At 67.2% G+C, this 16,400-nt stretch carries 11 protein-coding genes; 2 read left to right on the top strand and 9 right to left on the bottom strand.

The genetic code is table 11. The features are described 5' to 3' along the window. Nucleotides 1–83 precede the first annotated feature (83 nt). From kdpE to FHS02_RS07195, 6 genes are read right to left on the bottom strand one after another with little or no spacing between them, the layout of a single operon-like run. Nucleotides 84–800, bottom strand: coding sequence for a two-component system response regulator KdpE (gene kdpE / locus FHS02_RS07220; RefSeq protein WP_175424836.1), 717 nt, complete (start codon nucleotides 798–800; stop codon nucleotides 84–86). Then, nucleotides 790–3,507 carry a DUF4118 domain-containing protein gene (locus FHS02_RS07215; protein WP_137314696.1) on the bottom strand — a complete coding sequence of 906 codons (2,718 nt, stop codon included), beginning with the start codon at nucleotides 3,505–3,507 and terminating at the stop codon, nucleotides 790–792. The genes kdpE and FHS02_RS07215 overlap by 11 nt, the downstream gene beginning before the upstream one ends. Before the next feature lie 18 nt (nucleotides 3,508–3,525). Next, nucleotides 3,526–4,110 carry a potassium-transporting ATPase subunit KdpC gene (gene kdpC, locus FHS02_RS07210; RefSeq protein ID WP_137314697.1) on the bottom strand — a complete coding sequence of 195 codons (585 nt, stop codon included), beginning with the start codon at nucleotides 4,108–4,110 and terminating at the stop codon, nucleotides 3,526–3,528. 10 nt (nucleotides 4,111–4,120) lie between these two features. Continuing rightward, nucleotides 4,121–6,211, bottom strand: a complete 2,091-nt coding sequence (gene kdpB, locus FHS02_RS07205) for a potassium-transporting ATPase subunit KdpB (RefSeq protein ID WP_137314698.1) — start codon at nucleotides 6,209–6,211, stop codon at nucleotides 4,121–4,123. A 9-nt stretch (nucleotides 6,212–6,220) separates the two neighbouring features. Further along, the gene (gene kdpA / locus FHS02_RS07200) at nucleotides 6,221–7,939 is read right to left on the bottom strand and encodes a potassium-transporting ATPase subunit KdpA (RefSeq protein ID WP_137314699.1); all 1,719 of its coding nucleotides are present in this window, start codon (nucleotides 7,937–7,939) and stop codon (nucleotides 6,221–6,223) included. Continuing rightward, nucleotides 7,936–8,031 (bottom strand): potassium-transporting ATPase subunit F, encoded by a 96-nt coding sequence (locus FHS02_RS07195; RefSeq protein WP_137314700.1) that lies wholly within the window; start codon nucleotides 8,029–8,031, stop codon nucleotides 7,936–7,938. The genes kdpA and FHS02_RS07195 overlap by 4 nt, the downstream gene beginning before the upstream one ends. A 316-nt stretch (nucleotides 8,032–8,347) precedes the next feature. Here FHS02_RS07195 and FHS02_RS07190 point away from each other — a divergent pair, with 316 nt between their 5' ends. Together FHS02_RS07190 and parC are read left to right on the top strand one after the other, a co-directional pair. Beyond that, on the top strand, nucleotides 8,348–10,345 hold the full coding sequence (locus FHS02_RS07190) for a DNA topoisomerase IV subunit B (RefSeq protein ID WP_137314701.1): 1,998 nt from the start codon (nucleotides 8,348–8,350) through the stop codon (nucleotides 10,343–10,345). Between the two features lie 29 nt (nucleotides 10,346–10,374). Further along, nucleotides 10,375–12,726, top strand: coding sequence for a DNA topoisomerase IV subunit A (gene parC / locus FHS02_RS07185; protein WP_137314702.1), 2,352 nt, complete (start codon nucleotides 10,375–10,377; stop codon nucleotides 12,724–12,726). A 243-nt stretch (nucleotides 12,727–12,969) separates the two neighbouring features. On the opposite strand, the gene FHS02_RS07180 is transcribed toward parC, so the two are convergent. From FHS02_RS07180 to FHS02_RS07170, 3 genes are all read right to left on the bottom strand, one after another. Continuing rightward, nucleotides 12,970–14,034 (bottom strand): patatin-like phospholipase family protein, encoded by a 1,065-nt coding sequence (locus FHS02_RS07180; protein WP_137314703.1) that lies wholly within the window; start codon nucleotides 14,032–14,034, stop codon nucleotides 12,970–12,972. Nucleotides 14,035–14,367: 333 nt separating this feature from the next. Beyond that, nucleotides 14,368–14,835: a hypothetical protein gene (locus FHS02_RS07175; protein WP_137314704.1), complete on the bottom strand. Its 468-nt coding sequence runs from the start codon at nucleotides 14,833–14,835 to the stop codon at nucleotides 14,368–14,370. Between the two features lie 132 nt (nucleotides 14,836–14,967). Continuing rightward, entirely contained in the window at nucleotides 14,968–16,377 is a 1,410-nt protein-coding gene (locus tag FHS02_RS07170; protein ID WP_137314705.1) for an IgA Peptidase M64, read from the bottom strand. Nucleotides 16,378–16,400 lie beyond the last annotated feature (23 nt).

Raw genomic sequence — 16,400 nt, 5'->3', positions numbered from 1 at the left:
CAAAATGCAAGGATGTACGGGGCCTTCGCCGTCGCGCGACAGCGCACGGCGCAGCTGGCCCGGTGCTGCGTGGTAAGGGAGTTCTAGCCGGGTGCGAGCAGCAGCCGGTAGCCGACCGCCGTCTCGGTCAGCAGGTGTGCCGGCTGGGCGGGATCGCGCTCCAGCTTCTGGCGCAGGTGGCCCATGTAGATGCGCAGGTAGTGGCCGTTCTCGGCATTCGACGGCCCCCACACCTCGCGCAGCAGCTGCGGATTGGTCACGACCCGGCCGGCATTGTTGACCAGCACGGACAGCAGCCGGTACTCGGTCGGCGTCAGGTGCACCATCTGGCCGGCGCGCGTGACCATGCGCGCCGGCAGGTCGACCTTCACGTCGCCGAACTGCACCACGCCGGCGGCATCCTGTTCCGGTGCGCGCCGCCGGCGTTGCAGCGCCCGCACCCGGGCCAGCAGCTCTCCCACGCCGAACGGTTTCGTCAGGTAGTCGTCGGCGCCGGCGTCGAGCGCGCGGATCTTTTCCTCTTCGCTGACGCGGGCCGACAGCACGATCACCGGCACGGGCGACCATTTGCGCAGGTCGGCGATCAGGTCCACGCCATCGCCATCGGGCAGGCCCAGGTCGACGATCACCAGGTCGGGGCGGCGCGTGCCGGCGTCGATCAGGCCGCGCTGCATGGTGGCCGCCTCCTGCACGTGCCAGCCCTCCTCCTCCAGCGCCAGCCGCACGAAGCGGCGGATCTGCGGTTCGTCCTCGACCAGCAGCGCGGTCGGCATCAGCTTGTCTGTCAACTTATCGGTCATCCAACGTTTCCTCCGGCAGCGCGGGCGGGGTGCCCAGCGGCAGCGTGAAGACAAGGGCCGCGCCCCCGTCGTCGCCGCGCCGTGCGGAGATGCCGCCACCGTGTGCCTCGACGATCGCGCGGCAGATCGCCAGTCCCAGCCCGACGCCGGGCTTGGCCGACTCGCGTTCGCCGCGCGTGAATTTCTCGAAGATCGCTTCTTCCTGGCCGGCCGGCAGGCCGGGACCATCATCGGCCACCGTCACTGCCAGCTTGTCGTCGCGGACCAGGGCACCCAGCGTGATCGTGCTGCCGGCCGGTGTGTACTTCGCCGCGTTTTCCAGCAGGTTGCCGAACACCCGCTCGACCAGCACGGCATCGTAGCGCACCAGCGGCAGGTCGCGCGGCAGTTGCGTGACGACGCGGTGCCCGGCCAGCAGCGCGCGGCTGGCGCGCAGCGCGCTGCCCACCGTTTCCTCCAGCGCCTGCCATTGCAGGTTCAGGCGCACGGCACCGCTCTCGATGCGCGCCATGTCGAGCAGGTTGGTGACCAGGGTGCTCATGCGCACGGTTTCTTCCTGCAGGGCGCGCGCCAGGTCCACCTGCCCGCTGCTCAGGGCGGGCTTCGACATCGCCAGCGATTCGGCCAGCCCCACCAGCGACGTCAGCGGCGTGCGCAGGTCGTGCGACAGCGCCGCCAGCAGCGAATTGCGCAGCCGTTCCGATTCCATCTGCACCAGCGCATGCTGCGCCACGTCGATGTAGTGCACCCGCTCCAGCGCGATCGCGGCCAGCGCGGCGAACGTGTCGAGCTGGCGGCGCTGCTCGGGAATCAGCAGCCAGCGCCGCTCTTCGGGCTGCAGCGCCAGCACGCCGCGCGTGCGCATCGGCGCGACCAGCGGCAGGTAGAACAGCGGCGACGCCGGCAGCGTACCGGTGCCGATGCCGGCCGCTTCGGCATGGTCGAAGGCCCACTGGGCGATGGCCGGGTCGGGGACAGCGGCGGCCTCGGTGCCATCTGCCGGTACCGCCGTCGCCGCCGGCACCAGGCGGTCTTCGTCGTCCGGCAGCAGCAATGCCACGCGCGCGCGAAACGCCTGCGCCAGCGTGCGCTGCGTGATCTCGACCACCTGCTCCGCCTGCAGCACGCCGGTCAGTTCGCGCGCATATTCGTACAGCGCCCGCACCCGTTCCTCGCGGTGCGATGCCACGCGGACCTGGAAGCGCAGGTTTGCCGTCAGGTGGCTCGTGATCAGTCCCACGACCAGCATCACGGCGAACGTGATCAGGTACTGCAAATCGCTGACGGCAAACGAGAACGCCGGCTGCACGAACAGGAAATCGAACGCCGCGACGCTGGCGAAGCTGCACAGCACCGCCGGCCCGCGGCCCAGGCGGAAGGCCACCACCAGCACGGCCAGCAGGAACAGCATGGCGATATTGGTGATTTCCAGTGCCTCCGCCAGCGGCAGGCCCGCCAGCGCGACGACGCCACTGGCGGCCAGGGCCAGCAGGTAGGGTTTCACGCCCGTTCCGTCCGGAATGTTTCCAAATAACCGGTGTCTGTCACCGGTTTTGCTGGAACTTTGCTCGGTGGCAGCGACTTCGATGAGGTCCAGGCCCGGGGCGGCGGCGGCGACGCGGCGCAGGTGCGGGATGCGCCACGGCCATGTGGGTACGGCGCGGCCCAGCACCACTTTCGCGATGTTCTGCGCCAGCGCGTAGCGGGCGATGGCGGCGCCGATGTCGTCGCCGGCCAGCACCGCCGTGGTGGCGCCCAGGTCCTGGGCCAGCTTGAGCGTCTGCAGGATCCTTTCACGGTCGCCGGCGGGCAGGCGTTGCAGCGCCGGCGTCTCCACGTACACGGCATGCCAGTCCGTATTCAGCTGGCTGGCCAGCCTGGCGGCGCTGCGCACCACCTGTTCGCCGCCGGAACGCGGGCCCACGCAGGCCAGCAGCGCGGCGCCCGATTTCCACAGCGGCCGGATGGCCTTCTCCACGCGGTAGGCCTGCACGTCGTCGCCGATGCGGTCGGCCGTGCGGCGCAGCGCCAGTTCGCGCAGCGCGATCAGGTTGCCCTTGCGGAAGAAGTTGCTGGCCGCGCGCCCGGCCTGCTCGCCTTGATAAACCTTGCCATCCTTCAGGCGGCCGAGCAGTTCGTCGGCGGGCAGGTCCACCAGCACCACTTCGTCGGCGCGGTCGAACACGGTGTCGGGCAGCGTTTCGGCCACGCGGATGCCGGTGATCCCGCCGACGACATCGTTCAGGCTTTCCAGGTGCTGCACGTTCACCGTGGTGAACACATCGATGCCCGCTTCCAGCAGTTCCTCGACATCCTGCCAGCGCTTCGGGTGGCGCGCGCCGGGCGCGTTGGAGTGCGCCAGCTCGTCCACCAGGACCAGGTCCGGCCGCCGTGCCAGCGCGCCATCGAGGTCGAATTCGGGCAGCGTCCTGCCGCGCCACGCCGCCCCCTTCAACGGCAGTACGTCCAGCCCGTCGAGCAGGGCGGCGGTATCGGCGCGGCCATGCGTCTCGACGATGCCCACCAGTGGCCGCACGCCCTCGGCCTGCAGCTTGCGCGCGGCCGACAGCATCGCGTACGTCTTGCCCACGCCGGCCGACGCGCCGAAATAGATGCGCAGCCGGCCGCGCGCCTCGCGCTGCTCGCGGGCCTGCACCTGCGCCAGCAGGGCATCCGGGTCGGGGCGTTGGCTGTCGATGGGAATCATGCGGCGCAGTGTAGTCGATTACCGCGCATCGGGAGCAAGCTGGTCGAGTGCCATGTTCAGCGCCAGCACGTTCACCTTCGGCTCGCCCAGGAAACCGGACAGCGGCCGCTCGGCATGCTGGTCGATCAGGGCCGTCACGCGGGCCGGCGCGATGCCGCGGGCGCGCGCCACGCGGCCGGCCTGGTAATGCGCAGCGGCCAGGCTGATGTCCGGATCCAGGCCGCTGGCCGACGCGGTCACGAGATCCACCGGCACCGGTGCGGCATTGCCCGGATCGGCCGCACGCAATGCCGCGATGCGGGCCTTGACGGCGTCGGCCAGCGCCGGATTCAGCGGCCCCTGGTTCGAGCCGCCCGAAGCCGACGCATTGTTCGGCACCGGCGCCGTGGCCGACGGACGGCCCCAGAAATAGCGCGGCGACGTAAACGCCTGGCCGATCAGGCGCGAGCCGATCGCCTTGCCGTCATGGGTGACGATGCTGCCGGCGGCCTGGCCGGACCAGGCAAGCCTGCCAAAGCCGGTCACCACGTAGGGGTAGACGATGCCGCACAGCAGCGTCAAGGCGATGAAGATGGTTGCCGCGGGGCGGAGATAATTGGTCATGATGCGTCTTTCAGGCGAGGTTGAGTGCGGCGAGCGCCATGTCGATCAGCTTGATGCCGGCGAACGGCAGCACCAGGCCGCCGAGACCATAGACGAGCAAATTGCGGCGCAGCAGCACGGCCGCGCCCAGCGCCCGGTATTTCACGCCCCGCAACGCCAGCGGGATCAGGAACACGATGATCAGCGCATTGAAGATGACGGCGGACAGGATCGCCGAGTCCGGGCTGGCCAGGTGCATGACGTTCAATGCCCCCAGTGCCGGATAGGTGCCGGTAAACGCGGCCGGAATGATGGCGAAGTACTTGGCCACGTCGTTGGCGATCGAGAACGTGGTCAGCGCGCCGCGCGTCATCAGCATCTGCTTGCCGATCTCCACGATCTCCAGCAGCTTGGTCGGGTTCGAATCCAGGTCGACCATGTTGCCGGCCTCCTTGGCCGCCTGGGTGCCGGTGTTCATCGCCACCGCCACGTCGGCCTGGGCCAGCGCCGGCGCGTCGTTGGTGCCGTCGCCCGTCATCGCCACCAGCCGGCCCTCGGCCTGCTGGCCGCGGATCAGCTTCAGCTTGTCCTCGGGCGTCGCTTCGGCGAGGAAGTCGTCGACACCCGCCTCGGCGGCGATGGCCGCCGCCGTCAGCCGGTTGTCGCCGGTGATCATCACGGTGCGGATGCCCATCTGGCGCAACTGGGCAAAGCGTTCGCGGATGCCGGCCTTGACGATGTCCTTCAGCTCCACCACGCCCATCGCCCGGCCATCGTCGACAACCACCAGCGGGGTGCTGCCGCGCCGCGCCGCGTCGTCGGCCAGGCGCGCCACCTCGGCCGGCCAGCGCCCGCCCTGCCCTTCGACGTACTTGCGCATCGTGTCGGCGGCGCCCTTGCGCACCTGCCGGCCGCCGATGTCGGCACCGCTCATCCGCGTCTGCGCCGTGAACGCCACGAACGAGATCTCGTCGCCGCCATCGGCCAGCGCCAGCTGATGCTCCTTCTCGTCGATGCGCTGCCCGGCCGGATCGCGCTGGCGCGCCAGCACGACGATGCTGCGCCCTTCCGGCGTCTCGTCGGCCAGCGAGGCCAGCCGCGCCGAGCGGGCCAGCTGCTCTTCCGTCACGCCGGGCGCCGGCAGGAACGCGGCCGCCTGGCGGTTGCCGTGCGTGATCGTGCCGGTCTTGTCCAGCAGCAGCACGTCGACGTCGCCGGCCGCTTCCACCGCCCGGCCGGACGTGGCGATCACGTTCGCCGCCATCATGCGGCTCATGCCGGCCACGCCAATGGCCGACAGCAGGCCGCCGATCGTCGTCGGGATCAGGCACACGAGCAGCGCGATCAGCACCGTCATCGAGACGGGCGTGCCGCTGCCGGCCGCCTTCACGGCAAACAGCGAGAACGGCAGCAGCGTGACCGTCACCACCAGGAACACGATGGTCAGTGCGACGAGCAGGATCGTCAGCGCGATTTCGTTCGGCGTCTTCTTCCGGCTGGCGCCTTCGACCATCGCGATCATCCGGTCGATGAACGCCTCGCCGGGGTTGACGGCGATGCGCACCACCAGCCAGTCCGACAGCACGCGGGTGCCGCCCGTGACGGCCGAGAAATCGCCGCCCGATTCGCGGATCACGGGCGCCGATTCGCCGGTGATCGCGCTTTCGTCGACGGACGCGGCGCCTTCGATCACTTCGCCGTCGGCGGGCACCACGTCGCCAGCTTCGACCAGCACCGTCATGCCCTTGCGCAGGTCGGATGCGGGCACCGGCAGCCATGGCGTGCCATATGCCGGCGTGGCCAGGTTCTTCGCCGTGACCGTTGTCTTGAGCGCCCGCAGCGACGCCGCCTGGGCCTTGCTGCGCCCTTCCGCCAGCGCCTCGGCGAAGTTCGCGAACAGCACGGTGAACCACAGCCAGACGGCGATCGCCGCGGTGAAGCCGGCATTGCCCCCGCCGGCGGCGGCCATCGCGGCCAGCAGCGTGGTGGCGATGCTGCCGGCGTAGACGACGAACATGACGGGACTGCGCAGCTGCACGCGCGGGTGCAGCTTGCGGAAGGCGTCGCCCAGCGCGGGAACGGCCAGCCGCGCATCGAAAAGTGCCAGCGGAGTGCGTGACATGGAATCCTCTTACCGGAAAAGTTGCAGGTGTTCGACGACAGGGCCCAGCGCCAGCGCCGGCACGTAGTTCAGCACCACGACCAGCACGACGGTGCCGATCAGCAGGAATACGAACAGGGGGCCATGGGTGGGCATCGTGCCGCCCGTGACGGGCAGGCGCTGCTTGCCGGCCAGCGAGCCGGCGATCGCCAGCACGGGCACGATCACGGCGAAGCGGCCGAACCACATGGCGACCGCCAGCATCGTGTTGTAGAACGGTGTGTTGGCGGACAGCCCGGCGAACGCGCTGCCGTTGTTGTTGGCGGCCGAAGTGAACGCGTACAGGATCTCGGAGAAGCCATGCGCGCCCGGGTTGGCGATGCCGGCCGTGCCGGCGCCCGTCACGACGGCGACGGCGGTACCGCCCAGCACGAGGATCGGCGTGACGAGGATCGCCAGCGACGTCATCTTCATTTCATGCGGGCCGATCTTCTTGCCCAGGTATTCGGGCGTGCGGCCGATCATCAGGCCGGCCACGAACACGGCCAGGATGGCGAACACCAGCATGCCGTACAGCCCGGAGCCAACGCCGCCGAAGATCACCTCGCCGAACTGCATCAGCAGCAGCGGCACGGCGCCGCCCAGCGGCATCAGCGAATCGTGCATCGCATTCACGGCGCCGCAGGAGGCGGCCGTGGTCACGGCCACGAACAGCGCCGAGCCTTTGACCCCGAAGCGGGTTTCCTTGCCTTCCATGTTGCCGCCCGATTGCAGCGGGCCCGCCGCCTGGTCCACGCCGAGTGCCCCGAGCGCCGGGTGCGCGGCCTGTTCGGCGGCGAACACCGCGAGCGTCATCAGCACGAACACGATCGTCATCGCGGCCAGCACGGCCCAGCCCTGGCGGATGTCGCCCACCATGCGGCCGAACGCGAAGCACAGCGCGGTGGGAATCAGGAAGATCGCCAGCAGCTGGAGGAAGTTGACGAGCGCCGTCGGGTTCTCGAACGGATGCGCGGAGTTGGCGTTGAAGAAGCCGCCGCCGTTGGTGCCCAGCAGCTTGATCGCTTCCTGCGAAGCGACGGGGCCCATCGCCAGCGTCTGCACACCGCCGTCCAGCGTGGCAACGGCGCGGTAGGTGTCGAAGTTCTGGATCACGCCCTGGCTCATCAGCAGGATGGCCAGCAGCAGCGACAGCGGCAGCAGCACGTACAGTGTGGCGCGGGTGACGTCGACCCAGAAATTGCCCACCGATGCGCTCGACCGGGCTGCGAAGGCGCGCACCAGTGCGAAGACGACGGCGATGCCGGTGGCCGCCGAGAAGAAATTCTGGCCGGCCAGCGCCACCATCTGCGTCAGGTAGCTCATCGTCTGTTCGCCCGCGTAGCCCTGCCAGTTGGTGTTGGCGACGAAGCTGACAGCCGTGTTGAACGACGAATCGGGACTCACGTTCGGCAGGTTTTGCGGATTCAGCGGCAGCCAGGCCTGCAGGCGCTGCACGGCGTAGACGAACAGCGTGCCCAGCGCGTTGAAGACGACCAGCGCGACGGCATAGGTTTTCCAGCCCATCGCCCGGTCGGCGGGCAGCCCGGCGGCGCGGTACAGCGCACTTTCGAACCGGTGCAGCCAGCCCAGGCCGCGGATCGCGCCGTCGCCTGCGCCGACGCGGGCCAGGAAGGCGCCCAGCGGCCAGGCGAGCAGGAACAGCACCACCAGGAAGGCGGAGAGGAGAAGAAGCGACGGGGTGGTCACAGGTCCTCCGCCTTCAGCAGCGCCACCACCAGGTAGACGAGCAGGCCGGCGGCGCCGACGGCGCCGGCGACATAAACGAGATCGGCGCTCATGGCTGCGTTCCCGGGCCGGCCTGCAGCCGGGCGCAGCCCGCCGCCATGCCGCAGGCCAGTGCCGCAAAGGCGCCGATCAGGGCCAAAAACACGATATCCATCGCTTTCCTTCCAGCTGTTGTAATGGAAGGCAGGTTATCGACGGGGGTCTAAAAACGGGGTAAAGACTTGCCGCCCCCGTGTAAACAAGGTATAAAAACGCCTTTTTACTGTATATTTATACAGATGTTTCGCGGGAGTACTTGCTTTCCCGCCCGGCCCCTCGGATAGAATGCCGGTCTAACCCAATCTGCACTTCTTGTGTCAATCACCACGTATGGCCACCAAAAAACCTGTTTCCGACTACAGCGAATCATCGATCCGCGTGCTGAAGGGCCTGGAGCCCGTCAAGCAGCGCCCCGGCATGTATACCCGCACGGAGAATCCGCTGCACATCATCCAGGAGGTGATCGACAACGCATCCGACGAAGCACTGGGCGGCCATTGCCGGAACATCGTCGTCACCCAGAATGCCGACGGCAGCATCACCGTCGAGGATGACGGCCGCGGCATCCCGGTCGGCCTGCACCCGGAAGAAAACGTGCCCACGGTGGAAATCGTGTTCACCCGGCTGCACGCCGGCGGCAAGTTCGACAAGGGCTCGGGCGGCGCGTACGCGTTCTCCGGCGGCCTGCACGGCGTCGGCGTGTCCGTCACCAACGCGCTGTCGAAGCGCCTGGAAATCAATGTCTGGCGCAAGGACGACAAGGGCAACGGCTACCACACCATCGCGTTTGAAAACGGCGACCTGGTCCAGCCCCTGACCTCCGGCCCGGCGCCCAAGGACGGCAAGAAATCCGGTACCCGCGTCACGGCATGGCCCGATGCGAAGTATTTCGATTCGCCGCTGATTTCCCAGGTCGAGCTGCAGCGCCTGCTGCGCTCGAAGGCGGTGCTGCTGCCGGGCGTGACCGTCACGCTGAAGAACGGCAAGACCGGCGACGTGCAGACCTGGCAGTACAACGACGGCCTGCGCGGCTACCTGACCGAAGCGCTGGCGCAGACCGGCAACGGCGAAACCTTCGTGCCGCTGTTCGAGGGCGAGCAGTTCGCCGGCCCCGATGCGGAAGGTTTCGCCGAAGGCGAAGGCGCCTCGTGGGTGGTGGCGTGGACGGAAGAAGGCGCGATCATGCGCGAGTCCTACGTGAACCTGATTCCCACGCCGAACGGCGGTACCCACGAATCGGGCCTGCGCGAAGGGCTGTTCGGGGCGATGAAGAACTTCGTCGAACTGCATTCATTGTTGCCGAAAGGCGTGAAACTGCTGCCGGAAGACGTGTTTGCGCGCGCTTCCTTCGTGCTGTCGGCGAAGGTGCTGGACCCGCAGTTCCAGGGCCAGATCAAGGAACGCCTGAACTCGCGCGATGCGGTGCGCCTGGTGTCGACCTACAGCAAGCCGGCACTGGAACTGTGGCTGAACCAGCACATCGACTGGGGCAAGAAGCTGGCCGAACTGGTCATCAAGCAGGCCCAGTCGCGCCTGCGCTCGGCGCAGAAGGTGGAAAAGAAGAAATCGTCCGGCGTGGCCGTGTTGCCGGGCAAGCTGACCGATTGCGAATCGACCGACATCACCCGCACCGAACTGTTCCTGGTCGAGGGCGACTCGGCGGGCGGCTCGGCGAAGATGGGCCGCGACAAGGAATTCCAGGCCATCCTGCCGCTGCGCGGCAAGGTGCTGAACTCGTGGGAAACCGACCGCGACCGCCTGTTCGCCAACAACGAGATCCACGATATCGCGGTGGCCATCGGCGTCGACCCGCACAGCTTCACCGATACGCCGGACCTGTCGAACCTGCGCTACGGGAAAATCTGCATCCTGTCGGACGCCGACGTGGACGGCTCGCACATCCAGGTGCTGCTGCTCACGCTGTTCTTCCGCCACTTCCCGGCACTGATCCAGAACGGCAATATCTGCGTGGCGCGCCCGCCGCTGTACCGCGTGGATGCGCCGGCGCGGGGCAAGAAGCCGATCCAGAAACTGTACGCGCTGGACGACGGCGAACTGACCGCGATCGAGGACAAGCTGCGCAAGGATGGCCTGAAGGATGGCAGCTGGAGCATCTCCCGCTTCAAGGGCCTGGGCGAGATGAACGCCGAGCAGCTGTGGGAAACCACGATGAACCCGGATACGCGGCGCCTGCTGCCGGTGGCGCTGGGCGACTTCGCGCACACCGAAGCGGCGGCCCGCTTCAACATGCTGATGGGCAAAGGCGAAGCCGCCGCCCGCCGCGCATGGATCGAGGAACACGGCAACGAAGTCGAAGCCGACATCTGATCCGCCGACATTTATATTGAACGAGCACCATGAGCCAAGCAAACCTCTTTGACGCACCGCCGCCGGATGATCCGGACAATGGCGCCAATAATGGCAACGGCGGCGACGGCGGCGAATCGCTGACGCTGTCCACCTTTGCCGAACGCGCCTACCTCGATTACGCGATTTCCGTGGTCAAGGGCCGCGCCCTCCCCGACGTGTGCGACGGCCAGAAGCCGGTGCAGCGCCGCATCCTGTATTCGATGAACGAACTGGGGCTGAACGCCACGGCCAAGCCGCGCAAGTCGGCCACCGTGGTCGGCGACGTGCTGGGTAAACTCCACCCGCACGGCGACCAGTCGGTGTACGACGCGCTGGTGCGCATGGCGCAGGACTTTTCGCTGCGCTACCCGCTGATCGATGGCCAGGGCAACTTCGGCTCGCGCGACGGCGACGGCGCCGCGGCGATGCGTTATACGGAAGCACGCCTGACGCCGATCGCCAAGCTGCTGCTGGACGAGATCGGCCAGGGCACCGTGGACTTCATCCCTAACTACGACGGCTCGACGGAAGAGCCGGCGCTGCTGCCGGCGCGGCTGCCGATGGCGCTGCTGAACGGCGCCTCCGGCATCGCCGTCGGCATGGCCACCGAGATCCCGTCGCACAACCTGCGCGAAGTGGCCGCGGCCACCGTGGCGCTGATCCGCAATCCGAAACTGTCGCACGCCGAGCTGATGGACATGATGCCGGGCCCGGACTTCCCGGGTGGCGGGCAGCTGATCACGCCGCAGGCGCAGATCGCCGACATGTACGCCTCCGGCCGCGGCAGCATGAAGGTGCGGGCGCGCTGGAAGATCGAGGAACTGGCGCGCGGCCAGTGGCAGGCGGTCGTCTACGAACTGCCGCCGGGCACGTCGGCGCAGAAGGTGCTGGAGGAAATCGAGGAACTGACCAATCCGAAGGTCAAGCTGGGCAAGAAGGCGCTGTCGCCGGAACAGCTGGCGCTGAAGCAGCAGATCCTCGGCGCGCTGGACACGATCCGCGACGAATCGGGCCGCGCCGCGCCGGTGCGCCTGGTGTTCGAGCCGAAATCGAAGAACCAGGACCAGAACGAATTCATGCTGATGCTGCTGGCGCACACTTCGCTGGAAACGTCGGCGCCGATGAACCTGGTGATGATCGGCGGCGATGGCCGGCCGCGCCAGAAGGGCCTGACCGAGATCCTGACGGAGTGGATCGCCTTCCGCTTCGCCACGGTGACGCGCCGCACGCAGCACCGCCTGTCCAAGGTCGACGACCGCATCCATATCCTGGAAGGCCGCGAGACGATCCTGCTGAACATCGACGAGGTGATCCACATCATCCGCAATGCGGACGAGCCGAAGCAGGCGCTGATCGCCCGCTTCAACCTGTCCGACCGGCAGGCCGAGGATATCCTCGAGATCCGGCTGCGCCAGCTGGCGCGGCTGGAAGCGATCAAGATCCAGCAGGAGCTGGCCGAGCTGCGCAAGGAGAAAGGCACCTTGCAGGACCTGCTCGACAATCCTTCGTCGATGAAGCGGCTGATCATCCGCGAGATCGAGGCCGACGCCAAGCAGTATGGCGATGCGCGCCGCACGCTGATCGAGGAAGCGCAGCGCGCCACCGTCGAACAGAAGATCGTCGACGAACCGGTGACCGTGATCATTTCGCAGAAGGGCTGGGTGCGCGCGCGCACCGGCATCGGCCATGACCGCGGCCAGTTCACGTTCAAGGCCGGCGATGCGCTGCACGACGCGATCGAATGCCGCACCGTCGACACGCTGCTCGGCTTCGGCGACAACGGCCGCGTGTACTCGGTGCCGGTGGCTGCGTTGCCGAACGCGCGCGGCGACGGCGTGCCGATCACCACGCTGGTCGACCTGTCCGGCGGCGCACGCCTGCTGCATTACTTCGCCGGCCCCGCGTCGACCCAGCTGCTGATGGCCTCCGACGCCGGCTTCGGCTTCATCACGAAGGCGGGCGACATGGTCAGCCGCCAGAAGAGCGGCAAGTCGTTCCTCACGCTGGACGATGGCGCAAAGCCGCTGGCGCCCAGCGTGGTGCTGCCCGACGCCAGCGCGATCGCCGTCGTATCCGAAAAGGCGCGCCTGCTGGTGTTCGGCATGGACGAGATGAAGGTACTGGCCAACGGCGGCCGCGGCGTCACCCTGATGGAACTGGAGCCGAAGGAAAAACTGGTGGCCGCCTGCGCGATCACCCAGAAAGGCGTGACGGTGCTGGGCATCGGCAACGCGCAGAAGGCGAAGGAAGAGCGGATGACGCCGAACGCGCTGGCCGAGGGCGAACACTTCGGCAAGCGCGCGAAGAAGGGCAAGCCGATGCCGACGCGGATCAAGCCGACGGGATTGCTGGCGAACTGATTGCCGGGCGCGGACTTCGCGCTGCCGATATCGAAAGCCCGGGCCGATACCCGGGCTTTTTTACGTCCGCGACGCCAGCGCCCCTGGTGTCCCCGCGCCCTGGTGTCGGACACTTTTTCCGGGTGATTTTCCCGGAAAAGGTGTCGGACACCGGTGTGCTCATTCGCAGTCGGCACGGCATGGAAAACCGGTGTCCGACACTTTTCCCCAACCCCGGGAAAAATGTCCGACACCAGAAGCGAATCACGCCGCCGACCGCAGCATCGGCCACGGCGCCGTCCGCGCCAGGTATTGCTGCGCCGCCGCGTACCCCGCCTCGTAGCGGCCCGCCACGCCCTGCTGCGAGAAATCGTGATCGCCGCCGGCCGGTGCCGGCGTGGCGGCAATCACGTGCAGGTTCCTCAGCGCGCGCAGGCGCATCAGCCAGGCAAACGCCGGCATGCCTTCGACGGCCGTGCCGGCCGCCACCGTCTCCAGTTTGTCGAGCATCGCCACGAAGCCGTCGAGCCGGGCATCCCCGCCATACTGGTCCCAGAAGCGGTTCTGGTATTGCAGCGCGATCGCGCGCGTCTGCACTTCCTGCATCGTGGCCGGGGCCGGCTGGCCGTCGGTCGGGAACAGGTCGACGACGAAGATCGGCAGCGAGCCGATTTCCTCCGGCTCCAGCAGGTTCAGCAGGGAATCGATCGGCGTATTGGAAAACAGGCCGCCGTCCCAGTACTCGCAGCCGTCGATGCGCGTGGCGGGGAAGCCCGGCGGCAGGCTGCCGCTGGCGACCACGTGCGATGGCGTGAGCGTCGTGCGCACCGCCCGGTGGTGGCCGCCGGCGACGTGCGCGCCCTGTGCCACGTGGTTGGAGAACGTGGTCTGGCCGCCGGTATGCAGGCTGGTGGCCGTGACGCCGAAGCGCATGTGGCCGGGATCGTTGAGCTGTTCGAAATCGAGATGGGCTGCCAGCGTGGCCAGCATCGGCGCCGTCGTGCAGAAACTGGTCCAGCCCGGCATGTTCCAGTAATCGGTACGGGACAGCCAGAAGTTCGGATTGCCCAGCAGCGACAGGTTGGCCTGCCTGCCGGGCGGCAGGAAGGGCACGGTGGGCAGCGTGATCGCCTGCCAGATGTTCTTCAGGCTGGCGGCGATATCGCCCTCCTTCGCCCCGGCGATCGACGCCGCGTTGATCGCGCCGATCGACACGCCCGTCACCGCTCGCGGATGCCAGCCCTCGTCGACCAGCGCGGTCACGACGCCATACTCGAACGCGCCCAGCGCGCCGCCACCTTGCAGGATCAATGCCATTGGCTTTGCCATCACTCCTCCATATCGAACAGATCAAGAGAAGTTCCAGATTGCCGGGAGGAAGGTTGGTGGTATTGATCCGTATCAACGACTCGCGGAAAGCAACAGCGGCGCGGAAATGGCCGATGGCGCTCGCGTGACTGGTGTCGGACACATTCATGTGTCGGACACCGGTTTTCGCAGGATCTCGGGAACAAACACCGGTGTCCGACACCATGAGACCGGTGTCCGACACCAGGGCGCTGCTGCCTCTGGCTACATCGCGTGCCGCAAACTGAACGGCAAAACGGCTGGGGCCGTGCTCTTTCGAACACGGCCCCAGCCGTTCATTGCTCCGCTGTCGGCTTAGTGCTTGGCGGCTTCCTTCTTCACGTCGGCATTGGCCTTGGCGATGGCTTCGTTCGTCTTGGCGGCGGCCAGCGCTTTTTCCTTGTCGGCTTCCGCCACTTCCTCGGCTACCTTGGCATCGGCCTTGGCGATTTTCTTGGCGGCCGTTGCATCGGCGGCGGCGATCTTCTTGTCGGCCTTGGCTTCGGCCTTCAGGCGGTCTTCCGGATCGGCATCGGCGACTTTTTCACCGGCCTTCAGGTGTTCCTTGTTGGCTTTCTCCTGGGCCTTGGCCACTTTCTCGTTGGCCTTGGCCTGGGCTTTCGCTACGTCTTCATCCGCGTTGGCCACTTTCTTGGCTTGTTTCTGCTGTGCCTTGGCGATGTCTTGCTGGGCTTCGGTCTGGGCCTTGGCCACGTCGTTCGACTGGGCGTAGGCAGAGGTTGCAAAGACGCCGGCGATCAGGGTTGCGAGCAGTTTGTTCATGATTGACACCTTTCAAGTGGTTTTAATTGACTACGTATCTGGATGCGTTTCGTTCTGTCACGTGATCAGAATAAAGTTTCCAGCCGCCATCCACTGTGCGGTATCGAACCTAGTAACATTTTGTTATCTTTCTTACTTTCTTGCCGGCCGCGAGTACAGGTCGATGGTCTGGCCGACCGCCTCCGCGCACACGGCGCAGAACGCTTCGCTGCGGTCGAACATCAGGCATTGCTGCTGCGAGCGGTAGTAACCCTTGGCCTCGTAGTTCGCGCCTTCGAACGCGCCCACCGCGTGCGCGTGCGGGGCCTTCGAGAACAGGCGGCCCGTCCACGCGAGATCGTCGGCGAACAGCTTGCTCATCTCGGCTTCCGGCCGGTTGTCCTTGCGCAGCTGCGCGCGCACCTTCTGGTACTCGCGCGAGTGGGCTTCGTATTCGTCCTTCGGCCATGGCGTCGGCAGCGGCGTGCCCGGCTTGACGAAGTGGCGCCACTTCACATTGGCCGGATCGTGCAGTGCCGTCACGTTCGGCTCCCACGGTTCCGGCCGCCCGGCGCTGGCCTGGTAGGCCACGGGCGACGTGTAGTACTCGTCCGCCAGCCCGGCGAAGTGGTGGCCGAATTCGTGCACGAACAGGTAGTTGGCCCAGTCGTTGTTCGCCGCCGCGGTGCTGAACTGGCCATAGATGCCGCCGCCGCCGTAGGTATCGTTGTTGACGAGGATTTCAATGAATTCGTACGGCGCATGCTGGGCGATGTCGCGCAGCGCGCGGTTATCCGTGGTCAGCACATAGCGCTCGCTGCCGAAGATGTCGTAGCGCGTGTTCAGCGCGGACGCATGGTGCGTGTCGGTCGACGGCCGGCTGACGCCCGATTCCTCCGTCGGCACGGCCAGGCCCCACACGTTGAAGTCCTGCGCGCGCTCCTTGAACGGCGACACGGTAAACAGGTAGTCGGCCAGCCGCTTCGCGGTCTGCTCGAACTTTTTCAGCTCGGCGCGCGTATAACCGTCGCCGAGGATCAGCAAGTCGACCTTTTGCGGCGACGCCCCGCTGACCCGGATCGGGACCGGCCTGGCCGGCGCCGGCGGCTGCCTGCGCACCACGTCGAGCGCATCGGTGTCGACCTCCGCCGTCCACACGATCGAGAACTGGTTGCGCTCGTCCCGCTTCAGGATGCGCACCTTGACCGGGGCGTCGGGCTTGGGAAAGCGCACCGATTCGCCGAACGCGCGGGTCGCCTTCGCCGCCTCGTCGGTCGTCTTCCACTCGCCGAACACGGTGGAGAAGCCGCGCGAATACAGCAGCCGGCCCGTCTTCGCATCGACCACTTCGACCTTGTTGATGCCGCGGTCGGTATCGTCCAGCGTGCGCGTCATGTCGCCCGGCCACGGCAGCGGTTCGATCACCACGCGGTCCATCGCATAGTGCTCCGACAGCGCATTGCCGCTGTGGATGTAGTCGAGGCGCACGGTGGCGGGTTGGGCGGCAAGGGCGGTGCCGGCGCATGCGAGGCAGGCCAGGCCGGCGAGGGATAACGCGCGCATAGAAGCTCCAGTGAACGAATGTG

It is taken from the genome of Pseudoduganella umbonata (genome assembly GCF_014192225.1).
Lineage (GTDB): Bacteria > Pseudomonadota > Gammaproteobacteria > Burkholderiales > Burkholderiaceae_D > Rugamonas > Rugamonas umbonata.
This window is presented reverse-complemented; position numbering and strand designations above follow the sequence as displayed.

Excerpts from the sequence above, each read along its gene's own strand:
- FHS02_RS07195 (WP_137314700.1), bottom strand. The coding sequence starts at position 8,031 with ATGAGCGCCGATCTCGTTTATGTCGCCGGCGCCGTCGGCGCCGCCGGC.
- FHS02_RS07215 (WP_137314696.1), bottom strand. The coding sequence starts at position 3,507 with ATGATTCCCATCGACAGCCAACGCCCCGACCCGGATGCCCTGCTGGCG.
- FHS02_RS07175 (WP_137314704.1), bottom strand. The coding sequence starts at position 14,835 with ATGAACAAACTGCTCGCAACCCTGATCGCCGGCGTCTTTGCAACCTCT.
- FHS02_RS07180 (WP_137314703.1), bottom strand. The coding sequence starts at position 14,034 with ATGGCAAAGCCAATGGCATTGATCCTGCAAGGTGGCGGCGCGCTGGGC.
- kdpC (WP_137314697.1), bottom strand. The coding sequence starts at position 4,110 with ATGACCAATTATCTCCGCCCCGCGGCAACCATCTTCATCGCCTTGACG.
- FHS02_RS07190 (WP_137314701.1), top strand. The coding sequence starts at position 8,348 with ATGGCCACCAAAAAACCTGTTTCCGACTACAGCGAATCATCGATCCGC.
- kdpB (WP_137314698.1), bottom strand. The coding sequence starts at position 6,211 with ATGTCACGCACTCCGCTGGCACTTTTCGATGCGCGGCTGGCCGTTCCC.
- kdpE (WP_175424836.1), bottom strand. The coding sequence starts at position 800 with ATGACCGATAAGTTGACAGACAAGCTGATGCCGACCGCGCTGCTGGTC.
- FHS02_RS07170 (WP_137314705.1), bottom strand. The coding sequence starts at position 16,377 with ATGCGCGCGTTATCCCTCGCCGGCCTGGCCTGCCTCGCATGCGCCGGC.
- parC (WP_137314702.1), top strand. The coding sequence starts at position 10,375 with ATGAGCCAAGCAAACCTCTTTGACGCACCGCCGCCGGATGATCCGGAC.